This window comes from Acinetobacter sp. WCHA55 (assembly GCF_002165305.2).
Classification (GTDB): domain Bacteria; phylum Pseudomonadota; class Gammaproteobacteria; order Pseudomonadales; family Moraxellaceae; genus Acinetobacter.
Genome location: NZ_CP032286.1, coordinates 1,103,899 through 1,126,152, shown reverse-complemented (window position 1 = coordinate 1,126,152; position 22,254 = coordinate 1,103,899). Strand labels below are relative to the sequence as shown.

25 protein-coding genes are annotated in these 22,254 nt (G+C 41.8%); 9 read left to right on the top strand and 16 right to left on the bottom strand.

Annotated features, from left to right (window positions below):
- Window positions 1–23: 23 nt before the first annotated feature.
- The 3 genes from CDG62_RS08240 to CDG62_RS08230 all read right to left on the bottom strand — a co-directional run bounded on the left by CDG62_RS08240 (window position 24) and on the right by CDG62_RS08230 (window position 2,253).
- A complete protein-coding gene (locus tag CDG62_RS08240; protein ID WP_087526513.1) occupies window positions 24–479 on the bottom strand; it encodes a phosphoglycerate mutase family protein in 456 nt (151 codons plus the stop codon).
- A 101-nt stretch (window positions 480–580) separates the two neighbouring features.
- Window positions 581–1,654 (bottom strand): NAD(P)H-dependent glycerol-3-phosphate dehydrogenase, encoded by a 1,074-nt coding sequence (locus CDG62_RS08235; protein ID WP_004982230.1) that lies wholly within the window; start codon window positions 1,652–1,654, stop codon window positions 581–583.
- 23 nt (window positions 1,655–1,677) lie between these two features.
- Window positions 1,678–2,253, bottom strand: a complete 576-nt coding sequence (locus CDG62_RS08230; RefSeq protein ID WP_087526514.1) for a nitroreductase family protein — start codon at window positions 2,251–2,253, stop codon at window positions 1,678–1,680.
- Between the two features lie 232 nt (window positions 2,254–2,485).
- Between CDG62_RS08230 and CDG62_RS08225 the strand changes: the two genes are divergently transcribed.
- Window positions 2,486–2,866 (top strand): hypothetical protein, encoded by a 381-nt coding sequence (locus CDG62_RS08225; protein ID WP_087526515.1) that lies wholly within the window; start codon window positions 2,486–2,488, stop codon window positions 2,864–2,866.
- Between the two features lie 58 nt (window positions 2,867–2,924).
- On the opposite strand, the gene rhlB is transcribed toward CDG62_RS08225, so the two are convergent.
- Complete coding sequence (rhlB, locus tag CDG62_RS08220; protein WP_119496093.1) at window positions 2,925–4,076, bottom strand: ATP-dependent RNA helicase RhlB; 1,152 nt, start codon at window positions 4,074–4,076, stop codon at window positions 2,925–2,927.
- A gap of 97 nt (window positions 4,077–4,173) precedes the next feature.
- A complete protein-coding gene (locus CDG62_RS08215) occupies window positions 4,174–4,386 on the bottom strand; it encodes a cold-shock protein (protein ID WP_004648643.1) in 213 nt (70 codons plus the stop codon).
- 391 nt (window positions 4,387–4,777) lie between these two features.
- On the opposite strand from CDG62_RS08215, the gene CDG62_RS08210 reads away from it, so the two are divergent.
- The 6 genes from CDG62_RS08210 to CDG62_RS08185 all read left to right on the top strand — a co-directional run bounded on the left by CDG62_RS08210 (window position 4,778) and on the right by CDG62_RS08185 (window position 8,439).
- Window positions 4,778–5,011, top strand: coding sequence for a sulfurtransferase TusA family protein (locus CDG62_RS08210; protein ID WP_004696251.1), 234 nt, complete (start codon window positions 4,778–4,780; stop codon window positions 5,009–5,011).
- Between the two features lie 138 nt (window positions 5,012–5,149).
- On the top strand, window positions 5,150–6,019 hold the full coding sequence (rpoH, locus tag CDG62_RS08205) for an RNA polymerase sigma factor RpoH (protein WP_004982243.1): 870 nt from the start codon (window positions 5,150–5,152) through the stop codon (window positions 6,017–6,019).
- Window positions 6,020–6,148: 129 nt separating this feature from the next.
- Window positions 6,149–6,514 carry a DUF423 domain-containing protein gene (locus CDG62_RS08200; RefSeq protein WP_087526517.1) on the top strand — a complete coding sequence of 122 codons (366 nt, stop codon included), beginning with the start codon at window positions 6,149–6,151 and terminating at the stop codon, window positions 6,512–6,514.
- 19 nt (window positions 6,515–6,533) lie between these two features.
- Complete coding sequence (gene thiS / locus CDG62_RS08195; RefSeq protein ID WP_087526589.1) at window positions 6,534–6,731, top strand: sulfur carrier protein ThiS; 198 nt, start codon at window positions 6,534–6,536, stop codon at window positions 6,729–6,731.
- Window positions 6,732–6,743: 12 nt separating this feature from the next.
- Complete coding sequence (locus CDG62_RS08190; RefSeq protein ID WP_005400610.1) at window positions 6,744–7,529, top strand: thiazole synthase; 786 nt, start codon at window positions 6,744–6,746, stop codon at window positions 7,527–7,529.
- 178 nt (window positions 7,530–7,707) lie between these two features.
- Window positions 7,708–8,439 carry a hypothetical protein gene (locus tag CDG62_RS08185; protein WP_087526518.1) on the top strand — a complete coding sequence of 244 codons (732 nt, stop codon included), beginning with the start codon at window positions 7,708–7,710 and terminating at the stop codon, window positions 8,437–8,439.
- A 40-nt stretch (window positions 8,440–8,479) separates the two neighbouring features.
- Here the strand turns inward: CDG62_RS08185 and CDG62_RS08180 are convergent, their stop codons facing one another.
- The 3 genes from CDG62_RS08180 to CDG62_RS08170 form a co-directional block, all read right to left on the bottom strand.
- Window positions 8,480–8,791, bottom strand: a complete 312-nt coding sequence (locus CDG62_RS08180) for a putative quinol monooxygenase (protein WP_087526519.1) — start codon at window positions 8,789–8,791, stop codon at window positions 8,480–8,482.
- Between the two features lie 15 nt (window positions 8,792–8,806).
- Window positions 8,807–9,388: an NAD(P)H-dependent oxidoreductase gene (locus CDG62_RS08175; RefSeq protein ID WP_087526520.1), complete on the bottom strand. Its 582-nt coding sequence runs from the start codon at window positions 9,386–9,388 to the stop codon at window positions 8,807–8,809.
- 156 nt (window positions 9,389–9,544) lie between these two features.
- Entirely contained in the window at window positions 9,545–10,156 is a 612-nt protein-coding gene (locus CDG62_RS08170; RefSeq protein WP_078388936.1) for a glutathione binding-like protein, read from the bottom strand.
- A gap of 219 nt (window positions 10,157–10,375) precedes the next feature.
- Between CDG62_RS08170 and CDG62_RS08165 the strand changes: the two genes are divergently transcribed.
- Window positions 10,376–11,818, top strand: coding sequence for a SulP family inorganic anion transporter (locus CDG62_RS08165; RefSeq protein ID WP_087526521.1), 1,443 nt, complete (start codon window positions 10,376–10,378; stop codon window positions 11,816–11,818).
- Window positions 11,819–11,882: 64 nt separating this feature from the next.
- On the opposite strand, the gene CDG62_RS08160 is transcribed toward CDG62_RS08165, so the two are convergent.
- Window positions 11,883–14,339 carry an ExeM/NucH family extracellular endonuclease gene (locus CDG62_RS08160; protein WP_162904066.1) on the bottom strand — a complete coding sequence of 819 codons (2,457 nt, stop codon included), beginning with the start codon at window positions 14,337–14,339 and terminating at the stop codon, window positions 11,883–11,885.
- A gap of 192 nt (window positions 14,340–14,531) precedes the next feature.
- Between CDG62_RS08160 and trmB the strand changes: the two genes are divergently transcribed.
- Complete coding sequence (gene trmB / locus CDG62_RS08155) at window positions 14,532–15,248, top strand: tRNA (guanosine(46)-N7)-methyltransferase TrmB (RefSeq protein ID WP_005400603.1); 717 nt, start codon at window positions 14,532–14,534, stop codon at window positions 15,246–15,248.
- A gap of 52 nt (window positions 15,249–15,300) precedes the next feature.
- Here trmB and CDG62_RS08150 read toward each other — a convergent pair whose 3' ends face one another.
- The 7 genes from CDG62_RS08150 to CDG62_RS08120 form a co-directional block, all read right to left on the bottom strand.
- On the bottom strand, window positions 15,301–16,086 hold the full coding sequence (locus CDG62_RS08150; protein ID WP_087526523.1) for a fatty acid desaturase family protein: 786 nt from the start codon (window positions 16,084–16,086) through the stop codon (window positions 15,301–15,303).
- A gap of 123 nt (window positions 16,087–16,209) precedes the next feature.
- The gene (locus tag CDG62_RS08145) at window positions 16,210–16,983 is read right to left on the bottom strand and encodes a Rossmann-like and DUF2520 domain-containing protein (RefSeq protein WP_087526524.1); all 774 of its coding nucleotides are present in this window, start codon (window positions 16,981–16,983) and stop codon (window positions 16,210–16,212) included.
- A gap of 89 nt (window positions 16,984–17,072) precedes the next feature.
- Window positions 17,073–17,870, bottom strand: coding sequence for a thioesterase family protein (locus tag CDG62_RS08140; RefSeq protein ID WP_087526525.1), 798 nt, complete (start codon window positions 17,868–17,870; stop codon window positions 17,073–17,075).
- 52 nt (window positions 17,871–17,922) lie between these two features.
- Complete coding sequence (locus CDG62_RS08135; protein ID WP_087526526.1) at window positions 17,923–18,597, bottom strand: class I SAM-dependent methyltransferase; 675 nt, start codon at window positions 18,595–18,597, stop codon at window positions 17,923–17,925.
- 70 nt (window positions 18,598–18,667) lie between these two features.
- Window positions 18,668–19,660 (bottom strand): biotin synthase BioB, encoded by a 993-nt coding sequence (gene bioB, locus CDG62_RS08130; protein WP_087526527.1) that lies wholly within the window; start codon window positions 19,658–19,660, stop codon window positions 18,668–18,670.
- A 74-nt stretch (window positions 19,661–19,734) separates the two neighbouring features.
- Window positions 19,735–21,423 (bottom strand): AMP-binding protein, encoded by a 1,689-nt coding sequence (locus tag CDG62_RS08125; RefSeq protein ID WP_087526528.1) that lies wholly within the window; start codon window positions 21,421–21,423, stop codon window positions 19,735–19,737.
- 99 nt (window positions 21,424–21,522) lie between these two features.
- On the bottom strand, window positions 21,523–22,152 hold the full coding sequence (locus CDG62_RS08120; protein WP_087526529.1) for a TetR/AcrR family transcriptional regulator: 630 nt from the start codon (window positions 22,150–22,152) through the stop codon (window positions 21,523–21,525).
- Window positions 22,153–22,254: the final 102 nt, after the last annotated feature.

Here is a 22,254-nt window from a genome sequence, read left to right as displayed (position 1 = left end):
TATTCTGCCGTTTTAATTGGTTTTTATATGCTAGGTATAAATGCTTTTGTTTGTGTCGACAAGCCTTCCGCGATAACCGCTTGCTCATAAATCCGTGCTTCAGCCAAAGCATAAGGATTGAATGATTCTTTCACCAATATCGAGGCCATATGCGCCACCACATTCATATGGCACACCACCACAATAGACTCATACGGCAAATGTGATAACCATTCCACAGCCGCTTTTGCATCATCATCTGGCTTAATGGTATTACAGATTACGACAGGCACATCAGCAAAGTGCTGTTTGATATGTGCCAATGTTTCCTGCGCACGCAGCAATGGACTAACCACAAAGACATCTGGTTGTATACGCGACTGTAAAAAATCAGCAGTTTGCTCTGCCTGCGCATGCCCGCGTTCGGTAAGTGGGCGTTTAGTGTCATTTCCCATGATCGGTGGCGCAGCTTCGCCATGACGTACCAAAGTCAGTTGCATAAAAAATCCTTATCCAAATCCTGATTATTTTAATTAATTTTTATGACAATTCAGTCACTATAGCCACTTAAGCACTCATTTTATTTCGGCTTTAAGCGACTTTAAACCTCATGATGCGGCAAAACAAACTCCACATCACTACGGTGTCCATTTTTCATTAAGGATAATGCAATTGTCATAGGCGGCGCATTTTCAAATATCACACTGTATAAGGCGCTAGTAATCGGCATATACACATCTAGCTCTTCAGAACGTGCTTTGACTTGTACAATGGTGTTAATACCTTCTGCTGTTTGTCCCAATTCCGTGGTCGCCTGTTCCAAACTCTTGCCTTGACCCAGTGCGAAACCGACTTGATAGTTGCGACTCAGTGGACTGCTACAGGTTGCAAATAAATCGCCCACACCAGACAAGCCCAAGAAGGTCAGTGGATTTGCTCCCAACTTCACAGCAAAACGACTCATTTCTGCTAAAGCACGGGTCAAAATCATACTTTTGGTATTTTCACCGACTTTGTATGCAGCAGCCATTCCCATTGCGACCGCATAAATGTTTTTAAGCGCACCGCCGAGTTCTACACCATGCACGTCATCACTAGCGAAAACACGGAACAAAGCACTATGCAAAGCTTGTTGTACAGCATAACGCACTAAGTCGGACTGGCTTGCAATAACCGTCCCAGCTGGTTGTCCTGCTACAATTTCTTTGGCTAAGTTTGGCCCAGATAATACGCCATAAGGCACTTCTGGTAGCTCTGAACGAATAATATCACTCATAAAACTAAAAGTATTCGCTTCGATACCCTTAGTCAAAGACACCACTGCTTGCGAAGTAATAAACGGTTTAATTTGTTTGAGTACATCACGGAAGGAATGACTAGGAATTGCCACCAAAATAATATCTCGATCACGAACAGCCTCTTCTATATTTGAAACTGCACGCAAACCATCTTCAAGTTTAAAATCGGGCAAATATCGTTTATTCACATGTGTCGCATTGATATCCGCTGCAACGGCTTCATCACGAATCCAAATCATGGTATCGCAGCCATTACGAACCGCAGTATTTGCCATGGCCGTTCCAAAACTACCACCACCCAAAACGGTAATGCGAAGTGCCGTTTTTTGATCTACTGCTACAGGCTCAACCAAATCTGAAAACTTTAACTCTGACATTATTTTTATATCCTAAAATGAAACTATTGGTTCCAATAACTTACATAATTTTCGGTTTGCATTTCGGCACGTGGCGGAATCGCTTTAAATGCCGTACCAATATATAAAATACCTGAGATCAAATCATCTGCGCTGAGGCCTAAAGCCTGTTTGAAATGTACCGATTCCACCACTGCCCCACTACGCCACATGCTCGAAAAACCTTGAGCTTGTAAAGATAAAATAAAATTCTGAATAGCAGCCCCAGTACTTAAAGTCTGCTCAAAATAAGGAACTTTCGGATGCGATTGAAATTTAGTCAGCGCCAAAACCAATAATGGGGCACGAAAAGGATGATTTTTAACACGCTCCAATTGTGCTGCTTCCGTTTCACCCAAATCAGCTAAGGCTTGTGACAATAACTCACCAAATGCCTCACGTTGATCTTCAAAAATCACGATAAAACGTGTCGGTTTTAAACGGTGATGATCTGGCGCAGTCAATGCGGCTTGAAATGCCCGCTCTAATTGTTCTGCATTTGGAGCAGGCTCGACCAAATGGCCAATCGATTGACGTTGATGCATATTCTGGTGAACGATATCTACCGTGAGTTCCGTCATTAGGCTCTTAATCTTTCAAATTAAACAATACGTTTTAGAGTAGCACACTCTGAAAAGTTTGCTCTAGCGCTTCAGTATGAAATACCCAGTTTCGGCAAAACTAATTTTAAAATTCTGAGCATTTTTTAAACCGTTCGATAAGACTGCATTTTTCATACATTTCTTACATGATTCATCCTACAAGCTATGTTCCAATAAACAATGATTTAATAAAACATGACTGGGGTATGAAATGAAAAAGAATATCGCTATAGCTGGAGCAGCGGCACTAACACTACTTCTAAGCGCTTGTGCGTCGACACCAAGCAACTCTTTAGCAGTCCAAAAAGCTGACAATCAATACGAAGTTACAGGTATTGGTAAAACTGCACTGATTGCAAAAAACAATGCAATTGAAGCAGCAGCTAAAACGTGTGGATCTAAAGCAACAGCGATTGTGAGTGATGAAAAAACCGAATATCAAGGTGCTTTAAAAGGCGTCGTGAGTGATGAAACTGGAAAAATGATCCAAGCTGCAGCTTCTGTACTGGGTTCTATTTCGGGTACAAACTCGGGTATTAACCAAGACAGTGATTATCAAACAGTCCTGACTTTTTCTTGTAAAGCAAAATAAAGATGCCATAAAAAACCGCTCAACTGAGCGGTTTTATTACACCAATCACTTCAAACGATTAGCAATAGCCATCTAAACGTGTTAGTGGTAGTTTTTGCCCAATGGCTTTTTCAATTTCTGGTAGATAGAATGCATCATCTTCAGACAAGAAACTGATACTCACACCACGCGTACCCGCACGACCCGTACGACCAATACGGTGTACATAGTCATCCGACTGTTCAGGTAAGGTGAAATTCACCACATGCGATACACCATCCACATGGATACCACGACCCGCAACGTCAGTTGCAATCATGATGTTATGTTGACCATTTTTAAATTGGTCTAACATTTTCAAACGTTTATCTTGTGCAATTTCACCTGACAACATCACCACCTTATAGCCATCACGCTTTAAGTTGTCATACAGCTTACGTACTTGATCGCGGCGATTTGCGAAAATCATCACTTTTTCAATGGGCTCATCACGCAGAATGTCTTGTAGCAATTTATATTTATCAGACTTTGCCACCATGTAGACACGTTGCTCAACGTCCGCATTGGTCTTCTTCTCTGGCTCAATTTCAACCGTTACAGGTTCAAACAGCCATTGCTGTGCAAGGTTTAAAACATCGTAACTAAACGTTGCAGAGAACATCAGAGTCTGACGTTGTTCCTTACGTGGAGAAAAACGGACAATTCGTTTTACAGAAGGAATAAAGCCCATATCCAATAAACGATCGGCTTCATCAATCACCAAAAACTCAATCTGGTCGAGCCAAACTTCTTTTTGTTCAACAAAGTCAATCAGACGACCTGGCGTCGCCACCATAATGTCGACAGGTTTTTTATCGAGTTGTGCTTTTTGTTTATCAAAGTCAACGCCGCCCAACAAAGTCACGACATTTAAATCGGAGAATTTCGTGAGTTCTTTTGCATCGCTTTCAATTTGTAGTGCAAGCTCTCGCGTAGGTGCCAAAATTAAAGCACGTGGTTCGCCACGGTAACGCTGCTCCTGAATTGGTTTATTCAGTAAGTCATTAATCACGCTTACCAAAAATGCCGCTGTTTTACCTGTCCCCGTTTGCGCACGACCAATTGCATCGTGTCCCGCCAAAGTGAATTTTAAAACCTTTTGCTGAATAGGCGTCATATCCTTAAAACCCAAAGCATCAATTGCTCGTTTAAGTTGAGGATGTAAATTTAAGGTTTCAAAACCTGATGACATATAAGTGCGCTCTGACGAAAAATCACGAAAATTGATCTGTAGTATAAACAAAAACGCCCCAATTTACATTGAGGCGTTTTAAAGTACGTTCAGACAATTAGTCTAAAGGTTGTACTTCTTCAGCTTGGAAGCCTTTTTGACCTTTTACAACGCTGAATTCAACGCGTTGGCCGTCACGTAGTGAACGGTGGCCGTCGCCTTGGATTGCACGGAAGTGAACGAATACATCGTCGCCGCCATTGCGTTGGATAAAGCCGAAGCCTTTAGTGTCGTTGAACCATTTAACTACGCCTTGTTCACGAGCTGTCATAAGTTAATCCTCATTGTATCTAAAAGAAGGACCACCCGGTGTTGCAAACAGCAGACCAAACAAGGTTTAAAAATATTTATTATTTCTAAGCTTGTAATCATTCTGTATAACTATTAACAAAATCCCGGTTACATCCATTTGTAAATTGGGCTTTAAAACAATTTATAGTTGTGTTAAATCCCAGTACGCGACGAGCTTAACATGGGTTAAAAACAATTCATACCCTTTTTTTTGATTAATCGTCTTTTTAATTCAGCATATTTTTTAACTAGTTATTTGTAATTTTAGATATAGCGACTATAGGCCTATAACACATGAAATATTTGGGTTTTGGCACTGAATTTGCTAATATTTCTACCCACCTAAATGTTGTGAAACCTGCCTTAGCTATATGAGTGATATCGAACAAAATACCAACATTATTGATGCAATGGGGCAACCCTGTCCTATGCCTCTGTTGTTGCTTAAACGCGCACTTAAAAAGAGTCCGGCGCAGCATTTTCTATTAAAATCGTCTGATCCGCACAGTCAGATCGATATCACCCGTTATTGCGAAATCCATCATTTAACTTGCGTTTTGAAACAAATTAATGAACATGAATTTCACTACTTCATTGAATCTTAATTCTTTTCAATTACACTAAGTCTATTCATATTTGCATAAAAGTTTACATTTCTATACCCAATTTTCCATTATTCAGCGGAAGATTGGATTAAGATAAATTCAATTGTTGGGTAAAAATGAAATCCCTAAGGAGAACGCATGAGTGACAGCAGCAATCAATTGATGCCCCTGTCATTATCAGCACCAGGTGTAAACTTGGGTGCTTATATTAGTACTGTCAACCAAATCCCGATTTTGACAGCGGAACAAGAAAAAGAGTTAGCTGAACGCTACTATTATGACCAAGACCTCGATGCTGCTAAACTTCTAGTCATGTCGCATCTGCGTTTTGTGGTCCATATTGCCCGTAGTTATGCAGGCTACGGCTTACCTCAAGGAGACCTTATTCAAGAAGGTAACTTGGGTTTAATGAAAGCTGTGAAACGCTTCGACCCAAATATGGGCGTACGCTTAGTCTCTTTTGCGGTGCATTGGATTAAAGCAGAAATTCACGAATATGTGATTCGTAACTGGCGTATTGTCAAAATCGCGACGACTAAAGCACAGCGCAAACTGTTCTTTAATTTGCGTAGTCTAAAAAAATCGTCTAAAAAGCTCACTCTAAAAGAAGCACAATCGATTGCAAATGACCTCAATGTGACACCTGAACAAGTGTTAGAAATGGAAGGTCGTTTAACTGCTTATGATGCAGCTTTTGAAGCTCAGGGCGATGATGACGATGAAGGTTCAACCCATGTTGCACCTGCGCTCTATCTTGAAGATAACCGCTACGACCCTGCGCGTTTGGCTGAAGAAGAAGATTACGAAGAACAAAGCACCAATGCTCTGCATGATGCGATGGAACAACTTGATGACCGTTCGCGAAATATTTTACAGCGTCGTTGGTTAGATGATGAAAAATCGACCTTACACGAACTGGCTGCTGAATATAATGTTTCGGCCGAACGTATTCGTCAGCTTGAAAAAAATGCCATGGAAAAAATTAAAGTGGCAATGTCATCGAACTAAGATGATACCAATACAGAAAAGGGCGAAATGCCCTTTTCTTTTTTGTAAATAAATGAGGCTTTTTGTCTTTTAACCTTTCTTTAAAATATGCTACTTTGTTGCGCACAGTGATATAAGTTAAGCATTGATATGTGGATTGCGATTTCAGCGCTGAATTTAGCGTTTGCCGTTATATTAGGTGCCTTTGGCGCACATGGTCTAAAAGCCCGTGCTAGTGAAGCTCAATTAGCTTGGTGGCAAACTGCAACTGATTACTTTTTTTACCATGCGCTTGGTTTACTGGCGCTCGGCATTTTGGCCAAAGTTATTCCTCAACTTCCCATCAAAACCAGCTTTTTACTGATCCAAGTCGGCATCTTCTTTTTCTGTGGTTCCCTCTATGTCATGGCATTGGGTTTACCGCGTGGCTTAGGTGCGATTACCCCTATTGGTGGGGCATTGATGATTGCAGGTTGGTTAGTTCTGGCATGGAATGCCATGAAATATACCAAGTAAACAACTAGAGATGAGCACGATGCAGATTTATTTAAACGGCGAACTAAAGCATACCGAATGTAAAACCCTGCTTGAGCTGGTGCAAACCTTTGCACTTGAAGGCAAACGTTTTGCTGTTGAGCAAAATGAAAACATTATTAGTAAAAGTAAATTGGAACACACCCCAATTTGTGCAATGGATCGAATTGAAATTATTCATGCCGTCGGTGGCGGTTAATACGGAGTTCACATGCAAGACAGCCCTCTCATCATTGGTTCTAGATCGTTTCAATCTCGTCTACTGGTGGGCACAGGTAAATATAAGGACCTGCAAGAAACCGATTTGGCCATTCAAGCTAGTGGCGCAGAAATCGTGACGGTTGCGATTCGTCGCGTCAATATTGGTCAGCATCCCGATCAACCAAACTTATTGTCCGTGGTTCCACCTGAAAAATACACCATTCTCCCGAATACAGCAGGCTGTTTTGATGCCAATAGTGCCGTGCGTACCTGTATGTTAGCGCGTGAATTATTAGACGGTCATAACTTGGTCAAGCTTGAGGTCCTCGGTGATGAAAAAACGCTGTATCCAAACATTACCGAAACATTGAAAGCTGCACGTACCTTGATTGACGATGGTTTTGAAATCATGGTCTATACTTCAGATGACCCAATTGTAGCGCAAGAGCTTGAAAGCATGGGCTGTGTTGCCATCATGCCTTTAGGCAGTTTGATTGGTTCGGGTTTAGGGATTTTGAATCCACACACAATTTCTATCATTAAAGAAAATGCCAAAGTGCCGGTGTTGGTGGATGCAGGTGTGGGAACTGCAAGCGATGCGGCCATTGCCATGGAACTGGGCTGTGATGGCGTGTTGATGAATACCGCGATTGCTGCCGCTCAACACCCCATTTTAATGGCTTCTGCAATGAAAAAAGCTGTTGAAGCGGGTCGAGAAGCGTTCCTCGCAGGTCGTATGCCTCGTAAGCGTATGGCGAATGCAAGCTCACCAGAAACAGGTTATTTCTTTAAATAATCTCTTGATCTGTATTAAGCAATCAAAAAGGATTCTTCGGAATCCTTTTTATTTATATCAACATAAAGTCAGTATTTTATGCTGACTGAGCTTGTAGGGACATTCCGCCACACGCTTTGATACACTCAATAATATCTATTTTCAAACATCTATAACCATATAAAAATGAGAGGAAACGATGTCCACACAAAAATGGATCAGACCGGCACTCATACTTAAGACCCTATTTTTCGTATCACTCACAAGCAGTGCTTGGGCCAAAGCAGAGGCAAAACCGACTCTCAAAACGAGCTACCAAGATTTTGTGCCAAAAAACTGGAAGGTTTTAGAAAAAGTCCAAGGCGATTTAAACCAAGATGGTCAAGCTGACATTGCCCTGATTATTGAAGATAGCAATCCCCAAAATCTCGTTAAAAATGATCGCTTAGGCAGTGATGTCCTCAATATCAATGAACGAAAGCTTTTGGTTTTATTGAAGCAAACGCATGGTTATCAACTTGTAGCGACTAATAGTACTTTGCCGACAGAAGGAGACCTAGAGTCCCCTTGCCTAGCAGATCCACTCGGTGAGACTGAAGCGTTAAGCATTCAAAAAGGCGTGCTCAAAGTTCATCTGCACTACTGGTTAAGCTGTGGTTCGTGGTATGTGACCAATCACACGTATACCTTTCGCTACCAAGACCGTACATTTAAACTGATTGGTTATGATGTCGATGATTTCCACCGTGCATCGGGCGACATCACGGCGCGAAGTATCAACTTTATGACAGGCAAAGTAAAAAATACGACAGGTGAAAATGAATTTGCTGAAAGCACTCAACCTGTCAAGGTTCAATGGTCAACACTCAAACAGCGCTACGCATTGAAACTCGAACAGGTTCCGTTCAATGAACCACTTGAGTTTAAATAGATAGAGCGAAGAAAAGCTTTATCAAACTCATATGCATCGCTTACTGCGCTTCTAAAATACGGATTTGCACCTGAGCAACTGCACCTTTGGTTGCTTGGGCATGTTGCTGCATATTGATACTGTGCATATGTGTTTCTAAATGCTGCATGCTTTCCCATTTTTCATACATCATGATTGAAAACGGTACTTTGGTCTGGAATGCACTCTCAACAGTAGGATGATCAATATGCACGTCATAGCCATGGCAACCAGGCTCTTGTATGACCTGCTCACGAATGTTGTTGAATGAATCAAGAACCGTTTTAAAATCTTGCGCTGAATGACAAATAATTTCAGCTATCACAGTTAACATCGTTGCTTCTCCGAATTAAGCAAAAACTTGCGTCAAATGGTCACGGTACTGAGCCATATAGGCTTCAACTTCGGGTGCTTTAATTACATCATTCACAATAAACGTCGGTAAGGTTTGCATTCCTAAAAACTGATTGGCTTTGTGAAAAGGTAAATAAACCCCGTCGACCCCAACTCCATGAAAAAATTGTTCAGTATCATTAAATGCATCCATCGGCGCATTCCATGTCAACGACAGCATATAGTTTTTATCGTGAATCAGACCACCTGAACCATATTTTTTTGAAGCATCTGCACGTGAGCGACCATCATTGGCATACAGACTACCGTGCCCTTCGGTAAAGACATCATCAATATACTTTTTCACAGTCCACGGTGCACCCATCCACCAACCTGGCATTTGGTAAATCACGGTGTCTGCCCACAGAAATTTCTCCACTTCAGCTTTTGCATCATATTCGCTGTCGGCACGGGTCACTTGAACCTGATGCCCTAAGCCTGACAAGACCTCTTGCGCAAGTTCAGTCAAGGTATCGTTTAACTGGCCATTCGAGTGTGCAAAGGTTTTTGCACCGTTAATTAATAAAATATTTTTCATTGGAAGAACCTAAAAGCCAAAATCTATATAGGCACTATAGATACTCTGTTCAGCGCTAAAAAGTAGTGAATCTGCAAAATATTATTGACTAAATATCAACAATAAATTTTAAAGTACAAAAAAAGCGCCTTTCGGCGCTTCTTCAATGCATCAAAATTAAGGAATTAGACCTTCATCTCGCATTGCAATTTGTACTGACTGACGTTCAGCCACTTTATTACGAATAAAGATAATATTTTTATACGGTGATAAATCATGTTCGATGCCATTTGACCAATTGGTGAGGACAAATAAATATGCATCCGCAGGGCCAAAATTATCATCGACCAAATAGTCATGATCCGACTCACCAATTTGTTTGTCAATATAACTGAGTAAACGATCAATCTCTGCATAGGCTTTTTCTTTGGCAGCAGCATCTAATGGCGCACCGAAGAAAACGGCATAAGCATCGTGCAATTCAGAGTTTAAATAACCTAGCCATTCTAAAACTTTGGCACGCCCTAAGCCTGATGGCGGAATAAGATCTTGTTTTGGATCATGTTGTGCTAAAAATGGCAAAATGGCTACATTTTCAGTCAGAATCAAACCTGGATTAATTTCTAAAGCGGGTACATATCCTTTTGGATTAATTTCGTAATAATCAGCACCTTTTTCTGTTTTATGTGTTTTTAAATCTACTCGGACTAAATCAAAGTCAACGTTAATCTCATTGAGGATAATGTGCGCCGCAAGTGAGCACGCACCCGGTGCATAATAAAGCTTCATATCTGATCCTTGTTATAACTCTATTCTCTGTTTTAAATGGCTTCTAACAAACTTTCAAGTGATCAAAACCTGTAAATTGCAAAAAAGCGTAAACGAAAAATCATTCGTTCGCCTATTGAATATTGTCTAATTCACAGTTTTTTTCAAGTGTAACAACACTGCAATTTGCAACACAGTTGTTTTAACATAGCCCCCTTGCCCCTAAAATGAATTTGATCTGTGATTAGCCTTAAAAAAGATGAATGGTTTTCTAACATTCGTACCGATGTTCTTGCTGGTTTAGTGGTAGGACTTGCTCTAATTCCTGAATCTATTGCTTTTTCAGCAATTGCAGGTGTAGACCCTCAAGTCGGACTGTATGCCTCCTTTTGTATCGCTGTGAGCATTGCTTTTTTTGGCGGCCGTCCAGCCATGATTTCAGCTGCAACAGGCGCGATGGCCCTACTCATGATCACGCTGGTCAAAGAGCATGGCCTACAATATTTACTGGCGGCAACCGTTCTCACAGGTGTTATTCAGATCATTGCGGGTTATTTTAAAGTCGCCAAACTGATGCGTTTTGTGTCGCAGTCAGTGGTGTATGGTTTTTTAAATGCACTGGCGATTTTAATTTTCATGGCGCAACTTCCAGAGCTCAGCCAAATGAATTACTGGGGCTATGCATTTGTCGCACTTGGCCTCGTTGTGATTTATCTGTTTCCTTATCTGCCTAAACTGGGAAAAACCATTCCCTCACCGCTTATTTGTATTCTTGTCCTGACCGCTTTGGCGCTATTTTTCGGCACGGATATGCGTATGGTCAGTGACTTAGGTCATTTCCCCGATACTTTACCTATTTTTTTACTGCCTGATATTCCACTGACCTTTGAAACTCTACAAATTGTCTTTCCTTACGCCATCACATTAGCGACCGTCGGTTTGCTTGAAAGCATGATGACCACTACAGTAGTGAACGAAGTCACAGGCACTGAAGGTGACCGTCATCAAGAATGTCGCGGACAAGGTATGGCAAATATTGTGAGCGGTTTTATGGGCGGTATGGCAGGTTGTGCCATGATTGGACAGTCTGTGATTAATGTCAGCTCAGGTGCACGTACTCGACTTTCAACCTTAGTGGCTGGTGTGTTTTTACTGTGTTTGGTGGTGTTTTTTAAAGACTGGCTGTCTTATATTCCAATGGCGGCGTTGGTTGCCATTATGATCATGGTGGCATTTACAACCTTTCAATGGGACTCGGTTAAAAACATCGCTAAACACCCGTTACAAAGTAATATGGTGATGTTGAGTGTCGTGATCATTGTCTTAGCCACACACAATCTTGCCTTGGGTGTCTTTGTCGGAGTTTTACTGTCCGCATTATTTTTCATCAATAAACTGGAAAGTACGGTTCATGTCCAGTCTGTACTGCATAACCATACCCGTCGCTATGTAGTGAGTGGTCAAATTTTCTTTAGCAGCTCAGAGAAATTCTTTCAGTTTTTTGACTTTAACGAACATATTCAGAAGGTTGAAATTGAACTCAGCCATGCACATATTTGGGATATGACTTCAGTCCATATGTTAAACGCTGTGGTTGAAAAGTTTGCAGCCCGCAGTGTAGTGGTCGAGGTGTTAGGCTTAAATGAAGCCAGCAGCACCCTCATTGACCGCATCAGCTCATAAAATTGAAATCCTAGATAAAATAAAAGGGCGATAACGCCCTTTTATTATTCTCCATAAAGAAGAGTTAAGGCTGATTCTTACGACGTCTTAGACTGCCATACAAGGCCAAACTGATTAACCCTAATGCGGACCATAGCCCTGTACTTCCCGCACTGGTTTTATCATCCTTATTAGCCACTGCATCGTTTAAGTCTAAATCCACAATCACAGGATCATGGTCAGAAGAGCGGTAAGCATCGTCTGCATAGAATGTAGCAATTTGCTCCTCAGTTTTATATTCTTCGTTATAGTCCAGTGCCGTCGGTTCATCCGCATTGATATGCCATGCAAATGCTTTTTTCACCAAAGGATAAAGTGCTGCATCCGCAATTGCATGATCTAAATTGCCTGCGCCACCATAACCTTGGGTATTACTGGCTACACCGAAGACATAGCTATAAGCTGCTTTCCCTTGACCAATTTTTTCATCATTCAACAAGACTTTATAGTTGGCTTGTTCAAGCGCCAAAATTGGGTCTTCTTTGGCATAACTATTCAGATCTCCCAATAGTAAGACATTTGGTTTACTGACCTGTGTTGGGTTTTTCGCGACCCATTGCATTAACGCTTGCACCGCTTTAACGCGAGTTGGATTCCAACAGCCTTGACCATCGCCCTGATCTGCCTCTATCGAAGTTTTATCATCTGGACAGCTCCCTTTAGACTTCAAATGGTTCGGAATAACTGTAAAAGTTTTCCCACCTGATAGGGCTTGAAAGGTTTGTGCCATCGTGACACGATTTTTCTGACTCTGATCATCAAAAACTGCGGCAGCATTGACTGGTTTGACCCGCTTAGCATTATAAATAATAGCAACAGCAATCGCATCGGTTCCGAGTTTGTCAACATTTGGAGGTGTTACATATTTCCAATCGCTCCCCAGCGCTTGGGCTAAATATGCAACTGCACTACGCTCGCCATAACCATTGTTGGCAATTTCCATCAGCCCATAAACATCTGCATCAATCGCTTTTAATGCACTGACAATTTTCTGATGTTGCTTTTTAAACTCAGCCTCAGAACTTGCACCACGTTCCGTCGGAAAGCCTTGCGCCAAACCATTGTCATAATTCAGTACGTTAAATGCAGCAACACGAACTTGTTGTGTAGCCTTTGCTGGAACGCTCGTACGTGGGTTTGGCGCGTCTAAGACTTGCGGCGCTGTTGCATCAGGCACAGGTTGAATTCGCCATTGGTTATAACGATATTCTAAAATGCCTTGTACATTTTGCAGTTGTGCACCTGTACGTAGGGTGTTTTTAGTACTAAAAGAAGTTGGCAACCACGGCGTTCTATTCTGATTGTTGTAACCATCATCCAAAATCAGTTTAGAACGTAAATTTTGTTGTGCAAGCGCTTTGGCTTCCGTTGAGTTGGCAGGATATAAATTGGTTGGAATATATAAACGCGCAGGGCTTAAAGCCAACTGACCATAACGCCCATAGTCATAGTTTTCACTGACTGTTAGGGTTTGAGGAATATTGACCAGCATACCCTGATAACGTTTTGGCGCATGGCCTGACATTTCAGTTAAATTATCAAAGGGCAAATTGATCGCCGTTGGCTTAACCAAGTCATGTGCCGAAGGATTACATACGTTAATATCGCTACTTAAATCTTGAAGCTGTAATTGGTTTTGATAGGTTTTCAGTTTGCCTTTGAAAATGACTTCCTGCCCCACTTGCCCACCTGTCACGCTACTTGAAGAAGGAACATAGACAAACACCGCGTTGCTGGTATTGGCTTGGGCTTGAGCATCTGGGGTTTGGATAAAGAAACCTGAGAAACCATTGTTATAACGATAATCAGCCGTGATTACGCCTTTCACTACATATTCCACATCTTGCGCTGCACTTTGCAATGTCGCAATTGGGGTCGCTGTCGTGCTACAGCTCAGGGTGGTCAATGGCGGTGCCACTGTATTTCCAGCAAGATAACTGGAAAATGCATTTCGGTCTGACCATTTTTCCCATGCCAATGCCAAATCAAACGGTGCGGTAACGTCAATCCCTGAATTGGAAACATGATTACTTAATAAGGTACGTTTAAAACTATTCGCTGTTGCAACACCACCCCATCCAGTGCTCGGTCTTTCCCCCACTATACCAAAGCGGTCAATCGCAACGCCATTATGATACAGCACCAAAGCGTCGTCACCATTGAAAGCTAAGTTCGCCTGCTGTTGTACTGTATCGCCCAGCGCTTCTTTTAAAGCAGAATGCCCGACCAGATAATGCCCCTTTGCTGCCAATTGCCCTGACAAACTCACTGTCAAATTTGCACTGGTACTGCCATTTGCAAACTGCTTGATCTGATATTCTGCCAAATTGACTGTCGTCGGATCTGGATTATAAATTTCTAATCCTTTCTTATTTGAAGTGCCATCTACATACTGACTAAATAATAGTTGTGCATATGCAGGAAAGGAACAACCCGCCAAAATCAGGCTCAGGCTTAATATCTGTGGCTTAAAATTCTTCATCATTTTTTATCAGTTGGTTAAATCAGATGGCAGGTTAATTTTTATTCGTTACATCGTGATTAATAAATGATGACAGTTTCTAGGCTGCACAAACTTAATGGTGCTGAATTTGATAAATTCTGAGTAAAAAATTTGACTTGTCCTGCTCAGGACTTACAATACCGCTTTCGAATTTCTACATCTGCCAAAATTATGACGAATGATCAATTAGACCAGCAAGTCGTCGAGCTAGACAACTTAAATGAACACCGCGAAATTGTGACATTTATGCGTCGTTCATCTCCGCTGAATACCTCGCAACGCACTGCGCTTGAACAATATGGTCACATGATTTTGGAATATCCTGTAGGTGACTTACGCCAACAGTTTGAACATCCAGAGCGTCCGCTCACAGTTGAAATTGGCTTTGGTATGGGACGTTCATTGGTCTTGATGGCGCAGGCCAACCCTGAACGTAACTATGTCGGGATTGAAGTGCATGTTCCGGGGATCGCACAATGTGTGTATGAAGCTGGAATTGCAGGTTTAACCAATCTTCGTCTGTTAGATGCCGATGCCATTCAAGTATTACGTGAAATGCCAGACAACAGCATCAACGCTGTGCAACTCTACTTCCCAGACCCATGGCAGAAAAAACGTCACTTCAAGCGTCGTTTCGTGTCGCATGACCGTATGCCACTGGTTGAGCAAAAGCTAGAAATGGGTGGAACATTCCACGCAGCGACAGACTGGGAACCGTATGCAGAGTGGATGATTGATGTACTCGATAACCGTCCAAATCTTGAAAATATGGCGGGTAAAGGCAACAGCTACCCTCGCCCAGACTGGCGTCCACAAACTAAATTTGAACGTCGTGGACTCGAAGAAGGCCATAAGATCAACGACTTCTTATTTAAGAAAATAAAATAATTTATATATTCAAAAAATAGGGCCGAGTGCCCTATTTTTTATGCTTAAAATGTTAGAACACATGCCGAATTTCAACCGTTGGATCATGTTCATCCAAACGTTTTGCCAAAATATGTAAACGTCGTGTCGGCACTGCGGGAAATAAATGATGCTCCACATGATAAAACATGTTGTAGGTTACGACCCGTTTAAACTCATTACGCACTGTGCGCGCCATATACACATGATCTTCAGTATCATGATGCACCGTCCACACCGCAAAAAAAGCCGTCATGCATTGTCCAATCAACATGGCACTGACATGGTATTTTAAAATACTGATATCCAAGATCACAAAAACCAAAAACAATACCATGACATTGGCAACCAGCTCAGCAGACATCCATTTTTTCTGGGTTTTAGTCCCAACCTCAAAGGCTTTTTTATGCAATATCCATGGAAAAATAGGGCCAAAAAGTAAAGCTTGCCACCACTTCATGGTTGCACTTTTCGCTTCAATATCTTCGTCCTGCATGCAATGCTGATGGTGTCGAAGATGATTAATTTGTACCGCATGCATCGAGCCGAGCATGATAATACTTAAGACAAACATGACCCAATGAGTCGCAGGTCGGCTAATCCCTAAGGCAAAATGAAAGGCATTATGCACTTGTCTCAGCCCAGTTAAGAAAAACATAAACGAGCAAAACAGCGCCAAGACATACCACTGTAAACTTGCAAAAATGAAAGAGACAATCAACCACGGTAAAGAAATAAATAACTCACTGATCACATCGGTACGGCCTAACTGAACGAGATCTTTCCACTGCACTTGTTCTAATAATGAATGTGAACGCATATACCCTCTATTTGTATTTATTTTAAGCAATACTGTACCGAATCTTAAGGCATAAAAAAAGCCACGTTTTCAGTGGCTTTGCTTGTTCTTTGTCACTCGCTTTTTCGTTTATTATTTTAAATGTTAACTGTGACGTTGACTGATCTGCTGACTCATTAAGGCATATACTTCAGCAAGATCCGCTCGTTGAGCTTGCGCAAGCATCTGTTGATGCATTTGTAGAATATTCTGATCCTGACGCATCGCAGGGCCAGTTTGCATCTGCTTCGGGTCATTCTGTGTGCTTTTCTGCGCGGTTTCTAAAATCAAGGGGTACAACAGACTAAAATCGACCTGCTCTGCATCCACCACTTGTTTCGCCATGTCATAACAATAATTACTAAAATTACAGGCAAAAACGGCTGCTAAATGCAAACTTAGACGCTGTGCGGAGCTGTAACTATACACGCGTTGGCTCAGGCTTTCTGCCAGTGTATGTAGTCTTTGAAGATCCGTATTTTCAGTGGCTTCTACAAACAACGGTGTATTTGACCAATCAATTTCACGTTCTAGGCTAAAGGTCTGTAAGGGGTAAAAAACTCCTGCACGTGCATGTTTCGTCGCCAAAACTGAAAGCGCTGTACTCCCCGAAGTATGTACAATCAAAACATTCGGCAGATATTCAGTCAATGCCGAAATTACACTCGGAATAGACTGATCACTTACCGCAATCATCACCAAATCAACATCAGCATTTAACTGCTTAAAATGACTGACCGCCTTTGCATGTGCGACTTGCGCTAAATCCGCAGCTTTGTCGAAGCTTCGGCTATAAATATTGATGATTTCATGCTGAGACATCAGGGCTTTGGCCAAATGATGAGCCACCCGCCCTGCTCCAATTAAACTGATCCGCATCTTGATTTCACTATTTTAAAGTGCCTACAGCATGCCAATAAAAAAAGGATGAAGCAATTCATCCTTTTCATTAGATTGACACTAACCCACTAAAACTTACGCAGAGTCAAAATCTGTTCACTACGGCCAAATGGCCCTTGCTCATCGTGTAAAACTGCACTGGTTAAGCCAATACCATCATCACCATATTGCTGAGTCGCTTCCAAACCTAACCATTTCCCTTGGGGTAAACGGTATAAATGCAGTTGCAAGTCTAAATTGGGAAAACCCCATCCAGATGCTGGATTTTGACGTGGCACAATACCGTTGGCTGTATCCACCATCCCCAGTAAGCGCACAAAACTTGATGTTTGCTGAGCTTCCACCATATCCAAATCATTATGTAACCAGACAATGCCTTTACCAGCACGGTGCCCTTCTGCCGCACGTGTCTCAATACTCTGGATATAGCCACCCGGCCAATATTTCATCCCATCCCAAACCGCCAAAGTTTCAGGATGTACAATGGATTGATCTTCCAGCCCTGCAATTGCACTGGTATCTTGCTTCATCATTTTCCAAGCACGAGCCACAATACAGGTCCTGCCGTTTGCCTGCATTTCCGCCTCAATCAGTTCAATGGTTTTTCCAGCACGAATGACACGGGTATGCACTGTAAACTCACCAAAAGCGATCAGTCCAAAAATATCTAAACTCACTCGTCCAATACGCATCTCATTGCGTGGTTGAAACTGCTCTAACTCTGCACACAAAACCCCTGTTGCAGGTGCCATATGCTGTTCATGCGGATTCCATGCGCCTTGTGCATGAATATTGGAAAGATAAGACGCCGTACAGCTCCCATCACTGTGCTGTTCACGATTTAAAAGTTGATAATAGGCTGCCATGTGTATTCCTTCATTCTTATCTTTAAAATGTATTTTTTACTGCCATTGGGTTTTATCTTTGTGCAAAAAAACCATAATAATTCAACAGTTGACTATAAGTTCGTACTTCATGAAATCCAACTTTACTCAGTAGCTCTCGCATCTGGTTGGCAGATATCAGGTAAAAATCTTGTTGTAGGCGCTCAATCATTTTTTCACTCTGTACCACCGTCAAACCATTGTTCTGACATAAGGTTTGTAAAACCTTGAGTTCAGTTTCATGACTAGAGCTCATCAGGTCATAGCTGAGTAAAATGGCTTGTGTTTTAAGACAGCGTAAAATATCGGCAAAGAAGAATGGCTTTGCTTCAAGTGGAATAAAATGCGCCACCAATATGGCTAATGCTGCATCAAACTGTGCACTTTCCTGTAATGCCGTCGTATCACCATGGACAAACCGAACCCGTGTTAAATCACTCTGGGTCGCGCTCAATAACTGTTGTGCTTTTTCAATCATGGTCAACGATGGATCAACAGCGGTAAAACTCCACGTCGGATGCTGCGCCAACAAATATGAAAGCTCATAGCCTGTGCCACAGCCCACAATTAATACATGCGCATGTTCTGATAAATGTGTTTTTAAAATGGCTTGAATTTGTAAATGAACCAATTCATAACCTGGAATGAGCTTACGAATATGTTCATCATAACCATCCACTACAGTTTGACTCTGAAAGTCTTTCGCCATTTTATTCTTCACTCATCTATTTTTAATCGTCGCCCTAAATCTACACTTTCATGACTGCATGTTCTAGCACTTAAGCCACAGCCATAGCATCGACCGTTAACTCAGCAAGTTGCGGTTTGGCTTTTTCTGCATGTAGACCCAGTTTTTGAAAGAGTTGTTGATCCTTCCCCTCAGCAATATTTGGCGTAGTCAACAATTTTTCACCTGAAAACAGTGAATTTGCACCTGCCATAAAAGCCAAAGCTTGATCGGCATCGGACAACGATTCACGTCCCGCAGACAGACGAATATAGCTTTTCGGCATAATGATGCGTGCTACCGCAATAGTGCGAATCCACTCGGTTACATCCAACTTTTCAACTTCTTCCAAAGGCGTGCCTTGCATTGGGACCAACATGTTGATCGGCACTGATTCAGGATGTATCGGTAAAGTCGCCAATTCAAACAATAACCCAATTCGATCTTTGGTCTCTTCACCTAAGCCAACAATCCCGCCACTACACACTTTTAAACCTGCTTCTCGAACATGACTTAAGGTATCTAGACGGTCGTCAAAACTTCGGGTACTAATCACATTTGGGTAGTATTCACGCGACGTGTCTAAGTTATGGTTGTAATACTCGAGTCCTGCACCCTTTAAACGTTCAGCTTGAGAGGCATTCAGCATGCCTAGCGTCATACAGGTTTCTAAACCCAGTGCTTTGACTTCACGCACCATATCCAAAACATAAGGCATATCCCGCTCATGTGGGTTTCGCCATGCCGCGCCCATACAAAACCGAGTAGAACCAGAGGCCTTCGCCTGCTGGGCTTCTCGAATCACCTTTTCAACCGCAATTCTTTTTTCAGCTTCAAGCTTTGAGTCATAACGCGCAGACTGTGAACAGTATTTGCAGTCTTCAGGGCATTTTCCTGTTTTGATCGACAGTAAAGTACTGACTTGAATCGCATTCGCGTCAAAGTACTGACGATGAATTTGCTGTGCTTGAAAGACCAAATCTAAAAAAGGCTGTTGGTAGAGTGCTTGTATTTCAGCGCGAGTCCAATCATTTCTCAAATGCATATGCTATTCCTTTTGCTTTTCACTTCGGACTTTCCTTTGGCTTAAACCCAGCAAAGGAAAGTCCGTCTTCAACCTTATGCGATTTCTTTCAAATCCAGTTCATTACGCATAAATTCCTGCAATTTAAACTTCTGCGCTTTGCCTGATGCCGTCATTGGGAACTCATTAAAGAACCGGACATAACGCGGGACTTTATTGTGTGAAATATGTTCCGCACAGTACTGACGGATCGACTCTTCAGTAATGTCATGATGCTCATGTAAAATAATACAAGCACATAATTCTTCACCATAACGTGCATCTGGCAGACCAATGACTTGGACATCGCTGACATCGGGATGGGTATATAAAAAGTCTTCGATTTCTTTCGGAAATAAATTTTCTCCGCCACGAATGACCACATCCTTAATTCGGCCTTTAATTTTCACAAAACCAGCTTCATCCATTTCTGCGATGTCGCCCGTATGCATCCAACGTGCTGAATCAATCACTTCTTGCGACTTTTCATGGTCTTCCCAATACCCCAACATTACCGAATAGCCACGTACACACAGTTCACCCAACTGACCACGTGGCACAACTTTGCCTTGTTCATCTACAATTTTAATTTCAAGATGTGGATGGACGCGCCCTACGGTCCCGACTCGTTGTTCAACTGAATCTGAAGTTGAACTTTGTGCACTCACAGGTGCCGTTTCAGTCATGCCATAGCAAATGGTAATTTCGGACATGTGCATACGGTCGATGACACGTTGCATAATTTCACGTGGGCACGGACTGCCCGCCATAATGCCTGTACGTAAACTGGAAAGATCAAAGTCATCAAACTGTTCATGCTCTAAAATAGCAATGAACATGGTCGGTACACCGTATGCAGCCGTACATTGTTCTTGCTGAATGGCTTTTAAGGTTTCTAAAGGATTGAACACCGCCGATGGATAGACCATGGTTGAACCATGTGTAATGCAGGCTAAATTACCCATCACCATACCGAAGCAGTGAAAAAGCGGTACAGAAATACAGACTCGATCGGCGGGACTTAAATGAATGGCTTCACCAACAAAATAACCATTATTTAAAATATTATTATGTGTCAGCATTGTGCCCTTCGGGTTTCCCGTGGTGCCCGAAGTAAACTGGATATTGATAGTTTCATCAAACTGCGACTCGCTTGTAACGAGCGCTAATTGATTGAGCTGTCTCTTGCTGGGGGGAGTGAGTAAGTCGCTAAAACGATGCAAACCCGTATGTTCTTCTTCATCAATTTTAATAATATATTTCAAATGCGGCAGTCGTTCTGCCTTTAACACTTTATTTTCAGCACCTTTAATTTCAGGTGCAATTTTCATTAAAATATCTTGGTAATTTGTACTTTTAAACTGCGATGCAATGACCAAGCCCTTACAAGAGACTTTATTCAATACATATTCGAGTTCACTACTCTTATATGCTGTGTTCAAGTTGACTAAAATGATGCCCGCTTTAAACGCAGCAAACTGAGTAATCGTCCATTCCACGCAGTTCGGTGACCAAATCGCAAGTCGATCGCCTTTTTTCAAGCCCAGTTTCAGTAAACTACAGGCAAATGCATTGACCTGCGTTTGTAATTCCTTATATGTGAGTCTGACATTTTGATGCAGGCTGACAACAGCATCTTGTTCCGCATACTGCTGACAAGCCTGATCAAATTGCTCACCAATTGTCATTCCCAATAGGGGCTGACTGCTCGTTCCATAGGCATAACTTAACCGTTCTTGTGTCATCGAATCGATCTCCTTGATTCATTATCATCTTGTTATTCAAATTTAATTTTCTATGACTACTTCCTTTCAAACACCAAACCTTTGTGTTCACACCTGCTACTATTTTTCCTCCTGAACATGAACCGCATTGACACAAAATTCGGCAATTTGTTTCACAAAGTAGTCTTTATAGTTTTGATCAAACATCACATTTCGAGACGGATTTAAAGGCTCAATCACCACAAAAGTCATAGCACCGACCACACAAAGTGCTGCGGTATTTAAATCTTCAAATCCAAACTCACCGTTAATTTTCCCTGCGGCCAGTATTTCTTTGATGCTCTGTTTAATCAGCTGTTTACTGCGAAAACGTTCATGCTCTAACTCAGCATCGACTGGTTCAAACATGAGTGAATACGCAAGTTGGGGGCTATTCATGGCACGCTTCACAAACGTGGTCACCGCTTTGTCTAATTTCTGTTTTGACGTTAGCTCATCACTTTCAGCAATGTGGTTCAAAATTTTCACCTCATGCTGAATGGCCTCAGACAAAACCTCAATTAACACTTGGCTTTTGTTATCGAAGTATCGATACACCAAGCCACTGGAAACACCTGCACGTTCAGCAATTGCTTGAATTTGCGCGTCTTTAATCCCCCCTTGAGCAATAAGTTCACGAGCGGATTGCAAAATCGCTTCCCGATTTTGTTCCATTCGCTCTTGCATCAACGATGATCTTTTATAACTCATAATTCTATTCTCAACCAGATAAAATGAATTGTAAATCAATTTGTGAATTTTAGTTCACTTTTTTAAAAATTCGATGTATTGTAAAAATCAAGCACAACAAAA